Consider the following 19,470-nt stretch of genomic DNA (forward strand, 5'->3'; position numbering starts at 1 on the left):
AGGAAGTGATATGGATAATTTCCAATTATCAATGATTCAAAAAGCTATTCACCGTACGTATGATGAGCTCGGAAAAGAAGTGGATAGTCAAGGTGCGATTGTAGATGAAATACAAAAAGCACAAGAAGAATATTTGTCAGCTCTTTCACATGAAACAGCGATTGATAAACGGTATTTAAAGTCATTAATATAGAAGAAAATTTTCCTTTTTCGAAAGGAAAATTTTTTTTCGTGAATTTCTATGTATTGCAACAGGGGAAAGCAAATGCATACATATGCGTAGCAGTTGCTATTATCTTTTTATAGAAAAACTTTTTGGTTGGAGGCTAAGGATGTTTACTGAGAAGAGATTACCATTTGAAGTAGGAAAACAAGATAATTTTTATGATAAGTTGAATGAGTGGATTGGAGATGTGTTTTACGACATCCTTCCGGAAAAAGGCTTTGAAGAGCGTGATGAACAAATTTTTATGGCGTTTCAGTTAGAACGCGCTTTCCAAGAAAAGAAAGTTATGTTCGCAGAAGCTGGTGTAGGAACAGGGAAAACAATTGTATATCTTCTATATGCAATTTGTTACGCGCGTTATACTGGGAAACCAGCTATTATTGCTTGTGCAGATGAAACGTTAATTGAGCAGCTTGTAAAAGAAGAAGGGGACATCGCTAAGTTATCTGAAGCATTAGGACTATCTGTTGATGTAAGGCTTGCAAAATCAATGGATAATTATTTATGCTTACGTAAACTTGAAGATGTTATGAGTGGACGAGCTCCAGAAGTAATTGAAGACGTATATTACGAGTTACCACAGTTTGTATTCGATCATGGTACGATGCAAAACTTTACTCACTATGGTGACAGAAAAGAATTTCCACTTTTAAATGACGAAGAATGGTCAAAAGTAAATTGGGATTACTTCCAAGATTGCTTTACTTGTGATTCTCGTCATCGTTGTGGACAAACTCTTTCTCGTGAACATTATCGTAAAGCAGCAGATTTAATTATTTGTTCTCAAGATTTCTATATGGATCATATTTGGACGTACGATGCTCGTAAGCGTGAAGGGCAAATTCCGTTATTACCAGAAAGTAGCTGCGTTGTATTCGATGAAGGACATCTAGTAGAATATGCAGCTCAAAAAGCTTTAACATACCGTTTAAAGCAAACGATGATGGAGCAACTTTTAACGAGATTGCTACAAAACGATATTCGTGAGGAGTTTGCACATTTAGTAGAAGAAACAATTTGGCAAACAGAGCGATTCTTTGATGTGTTACAAGAAAACAAAAAAGAAATTGCTGGTTCTGATCGTTTAGAAATTACTGTGACAGAAAAAGTAACAGCTGAAGCGAAACGACTTTATGCAAAAATCGGTGAAGTTGGAGATGCATTAGTATTCGAAAGTGAAATGCATACAGTAAACACGTATGATTTAAATATTGTTGATGAGCATTTAGATGTATTAGAACATTCACTTCGTCTGTTCATGCACGAGAAAAATGTAATTACTTGGGGTGAAGAAGGTGATGGTGCCTTCACGTTAGTGATTATGCCGCGTGCAGTTGAAGAAGTATTACAAGAGAAAGTGTTCTCGAAGAAAATACCGTATATTTTCTCTTCTGCGACATTATCGAACAATGATTCATTCGCGTTTACAGCTAATAGCCTAGGGGTAAAAGATTACTTATCATTCTCAGTTGCTTCACCGTTTGATTACGAAGAGCAAATGGCAGTAAACTTACTATCGCATACGAAAGAAAATGAATGGGAAAGAAAGTGTCAATATACACTTGAAAATATACAAAAAACAAATGGACGTACGCTTGTATTATTCCGTACAACGCAAGAGCTTGCAGCGTTCAAAGAGTATGTAAGTAAGGAGCAAATGTCGGTTCCGTTCTTATATGAAGGAGATCAGGAAATTAGCCAGCTCGTTTCTCGTTTCCAAAATGAAGAAGAGACTGTACTTTGTGCGGTTCATTTATGGGAAGGTTTAGATATTCCTGGTTCATCATTATCACACGTTATTATTTGGTCATTACCATTCCCTCCAAACGATCCTGTGTTTGAAGCGAAACGTAAGCACGTAAATGATCCATTCTGGGATGTAGATGTACCATATATGATTTTACGACTTCGTCAAGGAATTGGGCGTTTAATTCGTACAAGTGAAGATAAAGGTGCTATATCAATCTTCTTATCTGATTCAGAAGATGAGAAAGTAGTTGCAGCTGTGAAAAATGTACTGCCAGTAGAAGGTAAAGAATTATAAGGAGAAAGCTTGGCGCTTGCCAAGCTTTTTTTCTATTATAAAAGGAATTTATGTTTCCGTGTCGAATTAAGTTTGAGGTAGAAAAAGGAGGCTTTTATACGATGACAGTTGCTACATATGAGGTAGAAAAACAATTTTTAACATACGTGAAGAAGATACAGAATTACGGAGAAGCATTAAGTTTAATGTTTTGGGATTTAAGAACAGGTGCACCAAAAAAAGGTGTAGATCAGCGTTCAGAAGTAATTGGTATGCTTTCGTCAGAAGTGTTTGCTATGTCGACTTCAGATGAGATGGGAAACTATTTAACAGAACTTGAAGCTTTAATACGTGAAGATAAACTTTCTGAAACGACAAAGAAAATGGTTGAAGAGTGTCGGAAAGAATATGATAGAAATAAAAAAATTCCACAAGCTGAATATGAGGCTTATGTGAAATTAGAAGCGAAAGCAGAGAGTGTGTGGGAAGAAGCTCGCGAAAAATCTGATTTCGAAATGTTCCGCCCGTACTTAGAAAAAATTGTTGAATTTAAAAAGAAATTTATTACATATTGGGGTTATGAAACATATAAATACAATACATTATTAGACATGTATGAGCCAGGTATTACAGTAGAAGTTTTAGATCACGTATTTGGTCAACTTCGTGAGCGCATCGTGCCGCTTGTAAAAGAAATCTCTGAGTCTAAAAAAGGATTAAAAACAAGTGCTTTATCGGAACAGTTTTCAAAAGAAAAACAAAAGAACTTTACATTAGAACTATTAAAGCAATTGAATTATGACTTTGAAGCAGGTCGTCTTGATGAAACAGTACATCCTTTCGAAATTACATTAAATAGAGGGGATGTTCGTATTACGACACGCTATGATGAAAAAGATTTCCGTATGGCTGTATTTGGAACAATTCATGAATGTGGTCATGCAGTATATGAACAAAACATTGCAGAACAATTTGAAGGTACACCACTTTGCAGTGGTACATCTATGGGTATTCACGAATCACAATCATTATTCTTTGAGAACTTTATCGGCCGTAATAAATCATTCTGGAAGAAAAATTATGATTTATTAAAAGAGTATAGCGATGGTCAATTTGATGATATGTCAGTCGATGAGTTTTATGATGCAATTAACGAATCGAAGCCGTCATTCATTCGTATAGAAGCAGATGAGCTTACATACCCGCTTCATGTTATGGTGCGTTATGAATTAGAGAAAGAATTATTTGATGGTACATTACAAGTGAAGGACTTACCAGCAGCTTGGAATGATAAGATGGAAGCATATTTAGGAATTCGTCCGGAAAATGATGCGCAAGGTGTATTGCAAGATGTTCACTGGGCTGGTGGCTCATTTGGATACTTCCCATCTTATGCGCTTGGTTACATGTATGCAGCGCAATTTAAGCAAAGAATGTTAAAAGACATTCCGAACTTTGATGCATTATTAGAAGAAGGAAACGTAACACCGATTCGTGAATGGTTAACAGAACATATTCACCAATATGGTAAAACGAAAAAGCCGCTTGAAATTTTAGAAGATGTAACAGGTGAAGGCTTAAATGCAAACTACTTAGCCGATTATTTAGAAGCGAAATATAGAGCGATTTATGAGTTGTAAAAAAAGAGCTGCTTAATTGCAGCTCTTTTTATTAAAGGGGATGATAGAATGGGTTATACATATACAGTAATGAAGCAAGAAGAAGTGGAGGAAATTGCGTATAACTGGCATTATGAAGGGAAATATTCTTTTTATGATATAGAGGCAGATGAAGAAGATTTAGCTGAATTTTTACATGGTGAGAGTAGAGGAAATCATACATTTTCTGTGAAGCAAAATGGCATTCTCATTGGTTTTTTTACTGTTTGTAAAATGAATGATGGAACGGTTGATATAGGACTTGGAATGAGACCTGATATAACTGGCAATGGATTTGGTTTACAGTTCGTGAATGCTGGACTAGCTTTTAGCAAAGAAAAATACGGATGCAAATATATAACACTATCAGTAGTGACATTTAATGAGAGAGCGATAAAAGTGTATAAAAGGGCGGGATTTGAAGTGGTTGGAACGTTTATACAGAAAACAAATGGTAGTTGTTTTGAGTTTTTGAAAATGAACTACATATGTAAACGTGATTAAAAAACAGAGGGATCTTCTGTTTTTTTATTTTGATTTAGAAATATATGATACATATTTTTTTACTTGTTGTAATTGAGGGTTTTGAAATTTTGGTAAAGGATGTGTATGATAGAAGTTTAGTAGCGAATAGTAGGTTTAGCAAGGAAAGGTAGAGGTAGTATGATTACAATTAAAACGAAAAATGAAATAGATTTGATGCATGAATCTGGAAAATTACTTGCTTCATGTCATAAAGAAATTGCGAAAATGATAAAGCCAGGTATAACGACGCAAGAGATTAATACGTTTGTTGAAATGTATTTAAAAAAGCATGGTGCCACATCTGAACAGAAAGATTACAATGGTTATCCATATGCGATATGTGCATCTGTAAACGATGAAATGTGTCATGCGTTTCCGGCCGATGTTCCTTTAACTGAGGGTGATATTGTAACAATTGACATGGTAGTAAACTTAAATGGGGGTCTTTCAGATTCTGCTTGGACGTATAGAGTTGGAAAAGTTTCTGATGAAGCAGAAAAGTTGTTGCTAGTAGCTGAGAATGCTTTATATAAAGGGGTTGATCAGGCGGTAATCGGTAATCATGTAGGAGACATTGGCTATGCAATTGAAAGTTATGTAACAAATGAAGGTTTTTCTGTCGCAAGAGACTTTACGGGACATGGAATCGGTAAAGAGATTCATGAAGAACCAGCAATTTTTCATTTTGGGAAACAAGGACAAGGGCCTCAGTTACAAGAAGGGATGGTGATTACGATTGAGCCGATTGTCAATGTAGGTATGCGATATTCGAAAGTAGATTTAAATGGGTGGACTGCACGAACGATGGATGGGAAATTATCAGCTCAATATGAGCATACACTTGCGATTACAAAAGATGGGCCAATCATTTTAACGAAGTTGTAATTGGAAATGAAAGAGTTTACAAAACTCGAACGAAAATAGTAGTTTTTAAAAATTCGTACGTGTTTTTTCGATAAATGCTTTTCAAAGTATAAAAAGTGCGTTATAATCCTTCTATAAAATAAATAGTTAGCTACACTCATATAATCGCGGGGATATGGCCTGCAAGTTTCTACCGAAGTACCGTAAATACTTTGACTATGAGTGAGGACGAATATAATTGCTTGTTTGGCATTCTTTTTTGCGAAACTCCAAAAGCGCGTCTCTCACTTGTAACGAGTGGTGGCGGCTTTTGGAGTTTTTTTATTGCATAAGAGGGGGAACAAACATGAAAGTATTACAAGAAAAGATTTTGAATGAAGGAAAGGTTTTATCTGGTGACGTATTAAAGGTGGATGCATTTTTAAATCACCAAATTGATCCAGTACTTATGCAAGAAATCGGAAAAGAATTTGCTAAACGTTTTAAAGAAGAGAACATTACAAAAATCGTGACGATTGAATCTTCAGGCATTGCACCATCTGTTATGGCTGCATTAGAGCTTGGTGTAAAAGTAATCTTTGCAAGAAAACGTAAATCGTTAACGTTACAAGATAATATGTACGTTGCAAACGTATATTCATTTACAAAACAAGAAACAAATGAAATTTCATTATCTCGAAATCATATTGATGAAAATGATCGCGTGCTAATCATCGATGACTTTTTAGCAAACGGTCAGGCTGCTTTAGGTTTAATGAGTTTGGTAGAGCAAGCAGGAGCAAGTATTGCAGGAATTGGAATTGTTATTGAAAAAGCATTTCAAGATGGAGGAAAGAAGCTTCGTGAACAAGGCGTTCGTGTTGAATCACTAGCAGAAATTGCATCACTTGATAACGGCACAGTTACATTTGTACAGCAAGAAACTGCGGAGGTGAAATAAACGATGAAGCAGCATCCATTTAAAATTGCATCGCTTGGTATGCAACATATGCTTGCAATGTATGCTGGAGCAATTATCGTTCCGCTTATTGTGGGCGGTGGACTTGGTTTAAATCAAAAAGAATTAACATATTTAGTCTCAATTGATTTATTAATGTGCGGCGTTGCAACAATTTTACAAGCATTATCAAATCGCTTTTTCGGTATTGGACTTCCCGTTGTACTCGGTTGTACATTTACAGCCGTTGGACCGATGATTGCGATTGGAAAACAATACGGTGTGTCTTCTATTTATGGAGCAATTATTGCTGCTGGGTTATTCGTTGTTATTTTTGCGAAATTATTTGGAAAGCTTGTAAAACTATTTCCACCTGTTGTAACAGGATCTGTTGTTACTGTAATTGGAGTTACACTTGTTCCAGCAGCAATTAATGATATGGCTGGCGGAGTAGGAAGTAAGGATTTCGGTAGTCTTGAAAATTTAGCATTAGCATTTGGTGTGTTACTATTTATCATCATTATGTATCGTTTCTTTGATGGATTTATTCGTTCAATCTCTATTTTACTAGGTCTATTGTTCGGTACAATCGTTGCAGCGTTTATGGGGAAAGTAAGCTTGCAAGCGGTTGGAGAGGCTGATTGGTTCCATGGTATTCAACCATTTTACTTTGGTACACCAACATTTGAATTAACACCAGTTATTACGATGATTCTCGTTGCTTGTGTAGGGATTGTGGAAGCAACGGGTGTATACTTTGCATTATCTGATATTTGCAATAAAAAAATCGGTGAAAAAGAATTAACAAAGGGCTATCGAGCAGAAGGATTAGCGATGGTGTTAGGTGGCATTTTCAACGCGTTCCCATATACAACTTACTCTCAAAACGTAGGACTTGTTCAATTAACTGGAGTAAGAAATCGCGTTATTATTTATACTTGCGGTGGTATGTTAATCGTTCTTGGATTCATTCCTAAAATCGCAGCTATTACAACAATCATTCCGAAATCAGTACTTGGCGGTGCTATGCTCGCAATGTTCGGTATGGTAATGGCATATGGTATTAAAATGTTAAGTAGCGTTGATTTTGGCAAACAAGAAAACTTATTAATTGTTGCATGTTCTGTCGGAATTGGGCTTGGGGTTACAGTTGTTCCTACATTATTCTCACAACTTCCTGAAAACATTCGTATTTTAACAGATAACGGAATTGTACTTGGAAGTGCGTCAGCAGTACTTTTAAATATCGTATTTAATATGGTGCCGCAGCGTAAAGTGAAAGTAAAAGAAGAGCCGGTGTCTATGCAAAGTGCAGTAAGAGAAGCGTAAAAAAGCAAGGTCTCGTTATGAGACCTTGCTTTTCTTTTTAAGTGGCATCATTTTCCCGTAAGTACCAAGACGCCAAATGTACTCAAGTGGTCCGTATTGGTAATGTGAAAGCCACCAGCGGCTAATAAAGATTTGTAACGTGTAGAAACTAATGCAGAATAGTGGCCCAACCCATAGTGGAGCCAGATAATCATTTTTAAACAATAGCCCGAATACAAGTAATGTAACAATTGTATGCGAGATGTAATTTGTTAATGCCATTCGTCCAACGTATTGGAATGGACGTAATAACGTTTGCCATTTTTCTTTTTGTAATAAACGCATTAACGTGACAATGTAGAAGATGAACAATGTCTTTCCGCTTATCATCGTAATGCCCATAAGTGAAAATGGTGTGTATGGTTGATTGTTCATAAAGAAGTAAACCATAATAAACCACATCGGTAATGTTAAAATGAACATAATGATTTGCCATTTTTTAAGTTTTGGATCTAATTCCTTAGCACGGCGGAAAATGTCTTTTTTACCGGCATATAATCCGAGTAAAAACAATCCTAGTGTTTCAGGAAGCATAATAAGACTGTTACTTATTGCTTCAGAATAGAATGAATAGAATCTGTCTGTAATTTGTAAGCCCCAGTTTTCTAACGGCATAATGGCTATGGAAAGGCCTAGTTCATCTACCGGCACTAATAACATGACAAGAGAACCTAATAATGTGAACAATTGCATGAAACTTAATAGTACAATTGACCAAATTAAAATAGTACGTGTCTTTCTTTTGTAAAATAAAAATAAGAAAAACCCGGTAATTGCATAAGTATGTAAAATGTCACCGTCCCATAAAAGAACGTAATGTAAGAACCCGAATAATAATAAGATAAGTAAGCGGCGAACAAACAAAGTTTTTGGACGATCGGTCTTCGCCTCAGCACGATTCATAAAAATATAAAAACCTAATCCGAATAAAAACGAAAAAATTGTATAAAATTTCGTTTGAATAAACATATCGTAAAATAGGCGAATATAGCTGTCTATCCCTTCGTAAATTCCTGTAATATCACGTGAGTCAATCCCGGCAATAATTGGCCAGTTAACAAGAAAAATACCTAATACAGCTATTCCTCTAATAATATCAATGGAGTGTATCCTTTCGCCTTGTGTGAGATTTTGTGTCATTTTTTTCCTCCTTGTTAAGTAATTCCCTTTTATTATACAAAATGTAAGATGGAGGTGATAGGGGATATTTCCATTTTTTTAAACTGTTAAGTTATGTAGGATGAGATATAATAAGAGTGCATAACAAGTTTTAACCTTTTTCAAAACAGGCAGTAAAGCTCCTTCTTATAAGGAGCTTTCTTTATGAAAAGTGTTGATAATGATTCTCTTTAATGATAAAATGTATTCAAAAGTGATAATCATTATCAAAAAAGGTTGGTGCATGAGTATGGTATATGCATTAGTAGCAGGTACAGTTGCTGTATATGCAGTTATTGCAAAGTATGTTTTAAATGGAGTAGGAACAGCAAAATGAGTGATATGACATAAAATCCCTTTCATTTGTAAAAAGAATGAAAGGGATTTTTTATTTTTAATGAGAATATGCTGAAAATTTAGTATGATAGTAAAGTGAAACTGTAATCAATGGGTAGGTGTAACTCTCACTGGTTATGAGCTCGCAATTAGCGGGGAAAAGTATATACATCTTGGATAAAGGGGAACAAGGGGATGACAAACATAGTACAGACAAACGGTATGAAAAAACTTGTTTGTTTTTATGAAGAGTGGCAAAAACACGGCGATGCAGAGAATAGCTTAAAGTTGTTTGAAGTAATTCAAAAATATAAACGAGAGCAGCTTATGATAGCGTTCTGCGGTCACTTCTCAGCAGGGAAATCAACGATGATGAATCATCTATATAAAGCGCAGTTGTTACCAACAAGTCCAATTCCGACAAGCGCTAACGTCGTTAAAATTGAAAAGGGATTTGATCGTGTTGTTGTAACGATTAAATCTGGAGAACAGTACGAATATGACGGTGCATATTCAGCAGAAGAATTAAAGCAAATTTGTAAAGATGGCGATGAGGTAATTGGTGTTCATATTTATCGGAATGATGCACCAATTCCTGAGGGTGTTATGTTAGTTGATACACCAGGGATTGACTCAACAGATGATGCCCATCAACTAGCGACAGAATCAACGCTACATCTAGCAGACGTAATTTTTTATATGATGGATTATAATCACGTCCAATCGGAAGTGAATTTGCAATTTGTTAAAGAATTGAAACAACGTAATAAAACGGTTTATCTCGTTGTAAATCAAATAGATAAACATAAAGAAAATGAATTATCATTTGAGGATTATAAAGATAGTGTGAAACAATCGTTCTCTAACTGGGATATTGAAGTAGATGGAGTTTATTATACGTCATTACGAATGATGAACCATCCACATAATGAAATTGGAAGCTTAGAAACATTAATTACTTCTATTATGAAAGAAAAAGAGCAGTATGTAAGAGAGGGAATGGAGCGAGAAACAGAACATTTAATGGGAGAACATTTCTCGTTTATTGTTTCTGAAAATGAAAAAGCTCTTTTGACATATGAGGAAGAGTTAGCATCACCGCTTTTGATTTCAGAAATAGTTGAAAAGAAAGAAGAGCTAACGGAAACTAAACATCGCGAGGCTAGTAAAGAATCTCATGTGAGAAATGAATTTATAAAAGGTTTACAAGCTATATTAGATAACGCGTATTTAATGCCATTTGAAATGAGAGAATTGGCAAATGCATATTTAGAAACGAAATTAACAAAGTTTAAAGTTGGTTTGCTATTTACGAAAGGAAAGACGGAGCAAGAAAAACAAAGACGTGTAGAGGCGTTTTATTCTGCCCTTCAAAAGACTGTTGAAACGCAACTTGATTTTCATGTGAAAGAATTTATTGTAGCCTTCTTAAAAGAAGAAGGATTGTTCACGGAGGAAATTGGGAAAGACATATATGCTTTAGAAATCGCTTTTGGACCAGAAATGTTAGCTGAAGTCATTAAACAAGGTGCAGGTTTCACAGGTGATTACTTACTTCTTTATACAGCGGATGTAGCGAATGAACTGAAGAAACGTTATTTTACAAAAGCACAGCAAATTTTTGATAAAAGTGCAGTTGTTTTAAAGCAAAAAGTGAAGGAAGCAGTTGCTCGTATGGAAGAAGAGATTGAAAAATATACGATGTTGCAAACGGCAAAAGAGACGGAATTACAATACAGTAACAATTTAGAGACATATGAAAGTTATTTACAAAATGTTTGGCACGAGCGTGTTGCTACACCAGAAGGATTGCAAATAGAGGAGATATTGCAACGTGAAAAACAAATTGTTAGTGAGAAATTCACACTACAAGAGCAGGAAATGGTAAATGATAACGTAGCGGCTCATGAAGAAGAGATAAAAGGAACGGCAGCTTTAAATATTCAGCGTATATTAGAGAAAGTGAAGAAAGCTGAAATGATATTAGAGCCATTGCCAGCGCTGAAACATGTACAGCAAGAGGTGATAGAAAAAAGGCGTCGTGTGGAAACGAAACAATTTACAGTAGCGTTATTCGGAGCTTTTAGTGCTGGGAAATCATCATTTGCCAATGCCTTACTTGGTGAGAAGGTACTTCCTGTATCACCAAATCCGACGACGGCAACGATTAATCAAATTTTGCCGGTTACAGAGGAAAAACCACACGGAACAGTAATGGTTCAATTCAAATCAAAGCAAGCTCTATTAGAAGATATGAAAGCTGTTTATAAGCTGTTTCATTATGAGATTACTACGTTAGATGAGGCGTTAGCACAAATTGATAAAGTTATGAAATATCCTTCACCGACTGGGAAGCAAAAAACAACATTTAGCTTTTTACGAGCGGTACAAAAAGGGTATGATGCAGTTTCTACTTATTTAGGAGAACAAGTACAAGTCACATTAGAAGAGTTCTCTGATTATGTAGCGAATGAAGAAAAATCATGCTTCGTTGAGTATATGGAGCTTTATTATGATTGTGCTTTAACAAGGCAGGGAGTAGCGCTTGTAGACACACCTGGAGCGGATTCTATTAATGCTCGCCATACGGATGTTGCATTCCAGTATATTAAAAATGCAGATGCTATTTTATTTGTAACATATTATAACCATGTATTCTCTCGTGCTGATCGTGAATTTTTAATTCAGCTTGGGCGTGTAAAGGATACTTTTGCCCTTGATAAAATGTTCTTCTTAATTAATGCGGCGGATTTAGCAGAGTCTGAAGAAGAACTTGAAATGGTAAAAGGTTATATCGCAGATCAGCTACTGCAATACGGTATTAGAAATCCGCGTTTATTTGCAATTTCAAGTTTATGTGCGCTTGAAGAGAAACAAGGAAAGAATGTTGAAAAAGAGAAGTATGGTATTTTACAAAACTCTGGAATTACTAAGTTTGAGGAATCATTTACGTCCTTTATGATGAGAGATTTAATGCTTGTTTCTGTGCATGCTCTATATGGTGCGTTGCAAGGGGCAAATCCGCTTTTAGTAAACATGATAAATGGTGCAAAACAGGGGAATGAAGAGAAAGAGAAGCAAATGAAAAAATATGAAGCAGAGCGTGATCAACTACTTCATATTATTTCATCATATAGTGTACTTGCTGAAGAACAGGCGATGCAAAATGAAGTGAAAGAGTTGCTTTATTACGTGCAACAGCGTCTATTCCTACGTTATAACGATGTGTTTACTGAATTTATTAATCCGGCGTCACTTCGAACCGATGGAAATGTGAAAACACAATTGCAACAGTGTGTTATGGAATTAGTAGCATTTATTCAGCATGATTTATTACAAGAAATGCGTGCGACATCATTACGTCTTGAAAAATGGATAGACGAAGCGATGAAGCGTGCAAAGGACGAAATTGTAGTGAACTGTAAAGTAGAAAATCAATCAATTTCTATGAATGGAACAGTTGAGTATGAATATAAAGATATTACACATAAAGAACCGTTCCCTTCAGTTGAAATAAAAGATTTCAAAAAAGCACTGGCACATTTTAAAAATGAGAAAAGCTTTTTTGAAAAGAATGACAAAGCTTTTATGCAAGAAGACGCTAAATCTGTATTAGAACCGCTTGTATCAAACTATGTAGCCGATGAAAAAGATTTATTTGTCCATCATTATAAGCAAGAATGGGATATGAAGTGGAACTTATTCCAAAAAGTGATGCAACAAGATGTAATGAACTATTATGAAAGTATATTGTTTGCATTGGCTGAAACGATCGATGTATCTCTATATGAACAAAGTAAAGAACAATTGCACAATCAGTTAGTAGAGATTGAAAAAGAAATTTATGTTATATAGTCGTTATGAGAAAAAGATTCGTTCAATTTTCTTTTGCAGTACAGTATCTAAAGATTTGACAAATCCAGCAAATTCATCGGTAGAAATCATATGAGTAAGAACGAGTCGTCTGCCATCTGGTGTTTCACCGCATAAGACGAATGAAGAAAATTCGTATGTTTTATTTTCAACTACTAATTTTGGATAGGAATACGTGTCGCTTTTCTTCTTCTTTCCATCAATAGAGATGACGTTGCATTTTTTCTCATTGTTGTCCATGGTGAATCCCTCCTTTCTATTATTTATGGTAGACAAGGAGGGTTTAGAACAATAGAGATGGGGGGATTTTTTATGTCTTTTGTAATAGAACGTATTTTAAAAGAGGCTATACCGAAGTCTTTATTGCTACTTGCTGATCCAAGTGAACGGCAAATAGCTATATATGTACAAAGAGGGTTAACATACGTAGCAAAGCAAGGGGGCAGCATCATCGGTGTGTATGTTCTTTTGGAAACAAGGCCGAAGACGATGGAAATCATGAATATTGCGGTTGCAGAGCATTTGCAAGGAAAAGGGATTGGGAAGAAGCTATTAAGGCATGCCGTAGAAACTGCTAAAGGATATGGTATGTCAAAACTTGAAATTGGTACAGGCAATTCTAGTGTTTCACAACTTGCTTTATATCAAAAATGTGGATTTCGTATTTTTTCTATTGATTTTGATTACTTTTCGAAGCATTATGAAGAAGAGATTATTGAAAATGGCATTGTATGCCGTGATATGATTCGGCTTGCAATGGAATTGAATTAGAACGTATAACTTATTTAGGGGGAAGAGAAGATGGAAGTACATAAAGCAATTACAGCACATTCTCGTAAACAAAATGAAAGTGTAAAAGCATGTTTACAATTAGATGCGCAGCGTGAAGCAGCCATTGAAGCAGCCGTATCTCTTGCGTCAAATGGGAAAGAATTTTCGGTTGATGTCATTAATGTTGTAACAAAGCAAATTAATGATCTTGCAAAAAATGGTGTTACCTTGCAGCGTAAATATGTTACAGAAGAAATGGTTATGGAGTATGTAAGTCGTTTACAAGAGAAAGAAGGTCGTTAAAGATGATAGTTACAGTCGAATGGTTACGTGAGCATATAGAAGATGAGAACGTCCGTGTAATCGATTGTCGTTTTGATTTAGCGAATCCTAATTGGGGTAGAGAAAAGTATGAAGAAGAACATATTCCTCATGCGTTATATTTTGATTTGAATTTAGATTTATCAAGTCCTATAGCAGAACATGGTGGCCGCCATCCGTTGCCAAGCATTGAAGAGTTTGCGGACAAGCTTTCGGAGGTTGGTATTGATGAACATACGACAGTAATTGCGTATGACAGTCAAGCTGGTGCAAATGCTGCTCGTTTATGGTGGTTATGTAACTATGTAGGACATGAGAAAGTATATATATTAGATGGTGGTTTCCCGGTTTGGAAAGAGAATGGACTACCGACAACAACGGAAATTCCTGTTGTTATACGAAAAACATTTAAAACAAACATACAAGATCATATGCTTGTATCGATGGAAACAGTAAGAGAGAATATCCAGGCAGGTGCAGATGTTACGTTAATTGATTCAAGAGAGCCAAAACGTTATGCTGGTGTAGAGGAACTTGTCGATCATAAAGCAGGACATATTCCGACAGCAACAAACTATTTTTGGAAGGATGGAATGTTGCAATCAGGACAATTTAAGAATGAAGCTGAGCAACAAGAACGATTCCAAAATCTGTCGAAAGATAAGGAAACTATTGTATATTGTGGTTCTGGTGTTACGGCATGTCCAAATATCATTGCGTTAAAATTGGCTGGATTCCAAAATGTTAAATTGTATGCAGGTAGCTGGAGTGATTGGATTTCTTATCCAGAAAATCAAATTGCAAAAGAAGAAGATTAATCACTTGCATGCAAAAATAATTTGTATTAAAATAAGGTCACAAGCAAGAGATTGCTCGAAAAACTTTGTATTTTACACATGGGAAACAATGTGATAATATAACGACAAGTAAATAATACATCCTGCGGTGTACGTAACTTATTTATGTCTAAAACCGATGTTAGTTATACGGAAGCTCAATATTTAGCGACCATCATCAAGCCTTCCTTGTGGAGGAAGATGTACGGTAACTGTGAGGGCATCCACCTGCGAGTAGCGGGTTTTTGGACATTTACGAGGAGCGGCACGTGCGGGGGTCTTATTTCAACTAACCTTATATAAAATTCCTACGGTGTACGTAGCTTATGCATGTCTTAAACCAATAAGTTTAATATGGAAGTTCAATATTTAAATGTAGCTAACATGCCATCTTTTTAAGAAGGAAGTTACAAACATTTGTGAGAGCATCCACCTGTGAGAGCAGGTTTATGGACATCTAGAGAGAACGGCATATGTGGGGCTATATAAAAACCTTACGTTTTATACGTAAGGTTTTTTTGTTGCATAGATATATCAATATTATCTTGATTCACCTGTGAAGTTTCCGTAATAAATGTAGCACTTTCTGTCTTCATCAATCTCTCTTGAATCCAAGGAGAATTCCATAGACATGCCGTCTCGCTGAATATATATAATATCTGAATGAAGAGATGGTAAAATTTCTTCGTAGTTCCATACATCTTGACTATCTACTAAGCTTGAACTCGTTTCACTTAGTTCTCTAATTTCAAAACCGATGTGGGAGTATGTAGGGTCTGAAGGGTCATTGGCGAAAACTTCTTTTTGAATATAAATAACCGCTGTTCCGTCTGGATCAACCGAAGTTGCAGTAACAACATAAGTATTTTTCTCTTTAATAAAATATTCACAAGTCATGCGTGCGATAATTTCAGAATTAGAAATATTGGCGTAGTTCCATAAAGCAGGATACCCTTTCGTTTCATCATTAAGTCGATATTCTAAGCGCATTTAATCCCTCTTCTTCCTTTTTCTTCTACTTTATCATGCCATCCTATATAATAGGAATAGAATTTAAAAAGGGGAGTGCGAAGGTGACAAAAACGAAATGGCTAGTAGGTGGTGTCGTAACGTCTTTAATGACTGGCACTTTATTTGGCTGCGCGCAAGATCTTCCCCCAAAACCGAATGATAATAGTTGTTCTGATTGGGATTGGGATGATGAACTTGGGGTATGGCAGTGTGATGATAGTAGTTCAGGTTATCGTGGGCATTATTTCTATGGTGGGCGATACTATCAAAATAAATCCACTTTTAAAAATTCATCGGCGTTTAAATCGTATCAATCGTCTGCTGAATTTAAAGGTGGAATTGGAAGCGGTTCAAAGGGAGGATTTGGGGGCTAAAATATGTCGCAATACATAAGGGATCGAAAAGAATTTTATTTAAAATATCCGAATTTTTGGTCGGATTTATATGAATGTGAGTATAGTTTGTTTCATGTTTTTTCTATAACAAATCAGACTTTGGACCAATTACACTTAGCGACTGAACGAATGGGGAAAATATTTTTTAAGACTGCTAGACTGCTGCGTAATTTAAGTGACGAACAGCTTCTAGATCTTGGCTTTCCATCCGCGAGTTTATCATTCATTAGAATGAAAGGGCTTTATCCTGAATCTGTAATTTCGCGATTTGATTTTGCTGTAACAGAGGATAATAAAATCAAAATGCTTGAGTTTAATAGTGATACACCAACTTTTATTGTGGAATGTTTTCAAATGAATGGGAAAGTATGTGAAAATCTAGGCTATGATGATCCAAACTCGGATCAAGAACGATTGCTATCTTCTGGTGTAACGAAAGCAGTAATGGAAGCGACAAAGGGATTAGATAATCCAAATGTTGTTTTTACAGCACATCATGAACATATCGAGGATTGGAATACCACTATGTATTTAAGTCAGCTATGCCATGTTGAAAATAAAGTAGTGCCAATGTCAGAACTTAGAATTACAAAGGATGCTCTAGTCGATAAAGATGGGGCGAAGATTGATGTTTTATATCGCCAAACATATCCGATAGAAGATTTAATTGAGGATCAAGATCCTGAAACAGGAGATTTGGTAGGTGTGGAACTGTTACAACTTGTAAAAGCCGGAAAGCTTTTTATAATAAATCCTTTGTCAGCATTTTTACTTCAGCCAAAATCAATTCAGTGTCTTATTTGGGGGTTAGCAGAAGAAGAGGTCTTTTATACAAATGAGGAACAACAGTGGATTAAAGAATATATGTTACCTACATATTTAGAACCAGATTTATTTTTAGGAAAAGGTTCTTTCGTTCAAAAACCTTCATTTGGGAGAGAAGGAGATACAATTACGATTCGCGATAAAGACGAAAATATTATGCTTCAAAATGCACACGAAACGTATAAAGCGTCACTGCCGATATTTCAAAAGTATACCGAACTGCCAGTCGTATCCTTGGAAACAGAAAAAGGGATCGAGAAACTGTCATATGTGTTTGGTTCGTTTTTAATTGCTGGAAAAGCGAGTAGTATCGGTATTCGTGCGGGAGAAAAGATTACAGGAAATGAATCGTACTATTTACCGGTAGGTATAAAAAGGAGGGGAAAAAATGATTAATTTTTTATTATATTTAGCAGTAACACTCGGCCTTTTATGTATAGGTCTGTTCTTGATGGAAGTGACAACGAAAGTAAAGGAATTTAAGTTAATGGCTCAAGGAAATAAGGCGGTAAGCTATGTGCTTGGAGGACGATTACTTGGGTTAGCTGTTGTTTTATATTCGACAGCAGCTAATTCAATTTCACTTCTTGATATGATTTCGTGGGGAGCAGTTGGGATTTTCGCTCAAATTATCGTCTTTTATTTAGCTGAGTGGCTTACACCACGCTTTAATATAAACAAAAGTCTCGAAGAAGATAATCAAGCAGTCGGTCTTTTTCTTATGTTTTTATCGCTTTCAATTGGGATTGTAATCGCTGGTTGTATAACTTATTAAAAACTTTACGTTTAAACGTAAAGTTTTTTATTTTATCCCGCTATTTGCCGGGCAGCCCGATTGGTGAGGGCTAATAATCAGTGGGGGATGAACAAAACCCCCACTGATTAAAGTTTCACTTTATATACGTTAGTTTGCCATACCTTTTGAAAAAATTGTAGGCTACTGTTGACATCTATTTTAAATAAGAGTAACATTTTCAATGTAATGAAAATAAGTCTCTGTTAGGTGAGGCTCCTGTATAGAGAAATGCTACTGCCCAAAAATGTCGAGAGACGCCAATGGGTCAACAGGAATGATCGAATTAAGGTTTTTCTTAACGTAGCTGGTAATGTACCTATGCTATACAGTGCTAAAACTCGGCGAGGGAGAGGTCCGTAGATTTCTAATTATATTAGAAATCGTTTATTTGTGTATGTAATGGCCACTACTCTCTTAAGGGTAGGGGTCTTTTTTGTTACCAAGCTATGAGTAATTTCATAGTATAAACTATAAAATTAAACGAGGAGGTGAGGAGCATGTCAAATTCTGACTCGGTTCCGTTACCCATATACTTCAAATCAAAAATATATGATGTAGGCAGGAAACGATTTGTTCCTCCCTCTATATTTATCACAATGTAGCGTTTATAAAGCGCTAGACACTTTCACAGTAAAGTGGATAAATTGAGAAACAAAGCGTTTCTTCCTATGTTGTAAAGGAGGAGACGATAATATGTTATATGCAAACAAAACTGTGGGTAACACGTCATATAAACTAAATAAAAAATCAATAAAAGAACAAACAATGCTCCAAAAAAATAAAGATTTATTAATTGAAATTGCAACAAGAGATGTAAAATCTGTATTTGCATATTTTAAAACAACAAGAGACGGACTATCAATGAAAGAGGCGCAAAAACGTATTCAAGTATATGGCCGAAATGAACTAACTTCAAAAAGAGCAATTCTTGCAGAAGTAATGATGAAGCTTGGTGGCATGATTCCAGGTTTTTCAAAACAACGTGTGTGTGATGAATTACAACGTGAAACGATTACTGTATCTAGAGTAGAATGTTCTAGTAGTACAGGGCTAAATAGTGAACTGAAAATGATGGAGATACCAGTGCAAGAACTTGTACCTGGAGATATGATTTTTCTTTCGGCTGGAGATGCTGTGCCAGCTGATGTACGTATTATTTATGCAGATGATTTATTAGTGAATGAGTCTGTGTTAACGGGAAACGAAGCGAGTATAGAGAAGTTTGAAAGCTGCTATCACCTTGAACGTAAACGATTTATTCCATTAAAACGGATGAAAGATTATAATCCACTTGAGCTTGAAAATGTATGTTTTAAAGGTTCACATATCGTTAGTGGAAGTGCAAAGGCTGTCGTTGTTTCTACTGGAAAAAATACGTATTCAGGCATATTGCATACTTGTTGTAGTAGAATGTCTTAATGTGTTAATGGTGCTAAATATACAAAAACAATGTATAATAGACAAAGTTGAGCAAAAACGTAGAATGGTAATCTATTTATATAACCTTACGTGATAACGTGAGGTTATTATTTTTTTAATAGGAGAGG

General features: G+C 35.6%; 18 protein-coding genes, 2 other RNA genes and 2 riboswitches. Of the genes, 17 read left to right on the top strand and 3 right to left on the bottom strand.

The genetic code is table 11. From position 1 onward, the window contains the following. Window positions 1-10 precede the first annotated feature (10 nt). From N2V79_RS08060 to pbuX, 7 genes are all read left to right on the top strand, one after another. Entirely contained in the window at window positions 11-193 is a 183-nt protein-coding gene (locus tag N2V79_RS08060; RefSeq protein WP_000368570.1) for a DUF3921 domain-containing protein, read from the top strand. Between the two features lie 139 nt (window positions 194-332). Continuing rightward, the gene (locus N2V79_RS08065; protein ID WP_000493700.1) at window positions 333-2,270 is read left to right on the top strand and encodes an ATP-dependent DNA helicase; all 1,938 of its coding nucleotides are present in this window, start codon (window positions 333-335) and stop codon (window positions 2,268-2,270) included. Between the two features lie 101 nt (window positions 2,271-2,371). Next, window positions 2,372-3,889, top strand: a complete 1,518-nt coding sequence (gene ypwA, locus N2V79_RS08070) for a carboxypeptidase (protein ID WP_023521517.1) — start codon at window positions 2,372-2,374, stop codon at window positions 3,887-3,889. 48 nt (window positions 3,890-3,937) lie between these two features. After that, a complete protein-coding gene (locus N2V79_RS08075; RefSeq protein WP_265938380.1) occupies window positions 3,938-4,411 on the top strand; it encodes a GNAT family N-acetyltransferase in 474 nt (157 codons plus the stop codon). 159 nt (window positions 4,412-4,570) lie between these two features. After that, window positions 4,571-5,317 carry a type I methionyl aminopeptidase gene (locus N2V79_RS08080; RefSeq protein ID WP_044307511.1) on the top strand — a complete coding sequence of 249 codons (747 nt, stop codon included), beginning with the start codon at window positions 4,571-4,573 and terminating at the stop codon, window positions 5,315-5,317. Between the two features lie 116 nt (window positions 5,318-5,433). Further along, a riboswitch (purine riboswitch) is annotated at window positions 5,434-5,535 on the top strand. A gap of 107 nt (window positions 5,536-5,642) precedes the next feature. Beyond that, window positions 5,643-6,236, top strand: coding sequence for a xanthine phosphoribosyltransferase (locus N2V79_RS08085; RefSeq protein WP_000866496.1), 594 nt, complete (start codon window positions 5,643-5,645; stop codon window positions 6,234-6,236). A gap of 3 nt (window positions 6,237-6,239) precedes the next feature. After that, window positions 6,240-7,562: a xanthine permease PbuX gene (pbuX, locus tag N2V79_RS08090; protein WP_000809230.1), complete on the top strand. Its 1,323-nt coding sequence runs from the start codon at window positions 6,240-6,242 to the stop codon at window positions 7,560-7,562. Window positions 7,563-7,577: 15 nt separating this feature from the next. Here pbuX and N2V79_RS08095 read toward each other — a convergent pair whose 3' ends face one another. Next, window positions 7,578-8,741: a DUF418 domain-containing protein gene (locus N2V79_RS08095; RefSeq protein ID WP_340719766.1), complete on the bottom strand. Its 1,164-nt coding sequence runs from the start codon at window positions 8,739-8,741 to the stop codon at window positions 7,578-7,580. Between the two features lie 549 nt (window positions 8,742-9,290). Between N2V79_RS08095 and N2V79_RS08100 the strand changes: the two genes are divergently transcribed. Next, the gene (locus N2V79_RS08100; RefSeq protein ID WP_340719767.1) at window positions 9,291-12,950 is read left to right on the top strand and encodes a dynamin family protein; all 3,660 of its coding nucleotides are present in this window, start codon (window positions 9,291-9,293) and stop codon (window positions 12,948-12,950) included. Window positions 12,951-12,953: 3 nt separating this feature from the next. Here N2V79_RS08100 and N2V79_RS08105 read toward each other — a convergent pair whose 3' ends face one another. Continuing rightward, on the bottom strand, window positions 12,954-13,208 hold the full coding sequence (locus N2V79_RS08105) for a DUF3931 domain-containing protein (RefSeq protein ID WP_000369740.1): 255 nt from the start codon (window positions 13,206-13,208) through the stop codon (window positions 12,954-12,956). Between the two features lie 72 nt (window positions 13,209-13,280). Here N2V79_RS08105 and N2V79_RS08110 point away from each other — a divergent pair, with 72 nt between their 5' ends. The 5 genes from N2V79_RS08110 (at window position 13,281) to ssrS (N2V79_RS08130) (ending at window position 15,382) form a co-directional block, all read left to right on the top strand. Continuing rightward, window positions 13,281-13,739, top strand: coding sequence for a GNAT family N-acetyltransferase (locus tag N2V79_RS08110; protein WP_000011410.1), 459 nt, complete (start codon window positions 13,281-13,283; stop codon window positions 13,737-13,739). A gap of 30 nt (window positions 13,740-13,769) precedes the next feature. Continuing rightward, the gene (locus N2V79_RS08115) at window positions 13,770-14,042 is read left to right on the top strand and encodes a YpbS family protein (RefSeq protein WP_000451820.1); all 273 of its coding nucleotides are present in this window, start codon (window positions 13,770-13,772) and stop codon (window positions 14,040-14,042) included. Between the two features lie 2 nt (window positions 14,043-14,044). Next, window positions 14,045-14,878, top strand: coding sequence for a sulfurtransferase (locus tag N2V79_RS08120; protein WP_089170718.1), 834 nt, complete (start codon window positions 14,045-14,047; stop codon window positions 14,876-14,878). 116 nt (window positions 14,879-14,994) lie between these two features. Further along, window positions 14,995-15,177, top strand: a non-coding RNA gene (ssrS, locus tag N2V79_RS08125) — 6S RNA. A 21-nt stretch (window positions 15,178-15,198) separates the two neighbouring features. Beyond that, window positions 15,199-15,382, top strand: a non-coding RNA gene (ssrS, locus tag N2V79_RS08130) — 6S RNA. Window positions 15,383-15,436: 54 nt separating this feature from the next. Here ssrS (N2V79_RS08130) and N2V79_RS08135 read toward each other — a convergent pair. Further along, entirely contained in the window at window positions 15,437-15,886 is a 450-nt protein-coding gene (locus N2V79_RS08135) for a hypothetical protein (protein WP_001235522.1), read from the bottom strand. An 83-nt stretch (window positions 15,887-15,969) separates the two neighbouring features. Between N2V79_RS08135 and N2V79_RS08140 the strand changes: the two genes are divergently transcribed. The 4 genes from N2V79_RS08140 (at window position 15,970) to N2V79_RS08155 (ending at window position 19,342) form a co-directional block, all read left to right on the top strand. Continuing rightward, window positions 15,970-16,281 (top strand): hypothetical protein, encoded by a 312-nt coding sequence (locus N2V79_RS08140; RefSeq protein WP_000169030.1) that lies wholly within the window; start codon window positions 15,970-15,972, stop codon window positions 16,279-16,281. A gap of 3 nt (window positions 16,282-16,284) precedes the next feature. Further along, window positions 16,285-17,523, top strand: a complete 1,239-nt coding sequence (locus N2V79_RS08145; protein WP_023521524.1) for a glutathionylspermidine synthase family protein — start codon at window positions 16,285-16,287, stop codon at window positions 17,521-17,523. Continuing rightward, the gene (locus N2V79_RS08150; protein WP_197242214.1) at window positions 17,516-17,902 is read left to right on the top strand and encodes a DUF350 domain-containing protein; all 387 of its coding nucleotides are present in this window, start codon (window positions 17,516-17,518) and stop codon (window positions 17,900-17,902) included. Before N2V79_RS08145 ends, N2V79_RS08150 begins: the two co-directional genes overlap by 8 nt. A 213-nt stretch (window positions 17,903-18,115) precedes the next feature. Next, window positions 18,116-18,281: riboswitch (M-box (ykoK) riboswitch) on the top strand. A 335-nt stretch (window positions 18,282-18,616) separates the two neighbouring features. Then, a complete protein-coding gene (locus tag N2V79_RS08155; protein WP_049108367.1) occupies window positions 18,617-19,342 on the top strand; it encodes a P-type ATPase in 726 nt (241 codons plus the stop codon). Window positions 19,343-19,470: the final 128 nt, after the last annotated feature.

This window comes from Bacillus sp. CH_70, from assembly GCF_038007045.1.
Lineage (GTDB): Bacteria > Bacillota > Bacilli > Bacillales > Bacillaceae_G > Bacillus_A > Bacillus_A cereus.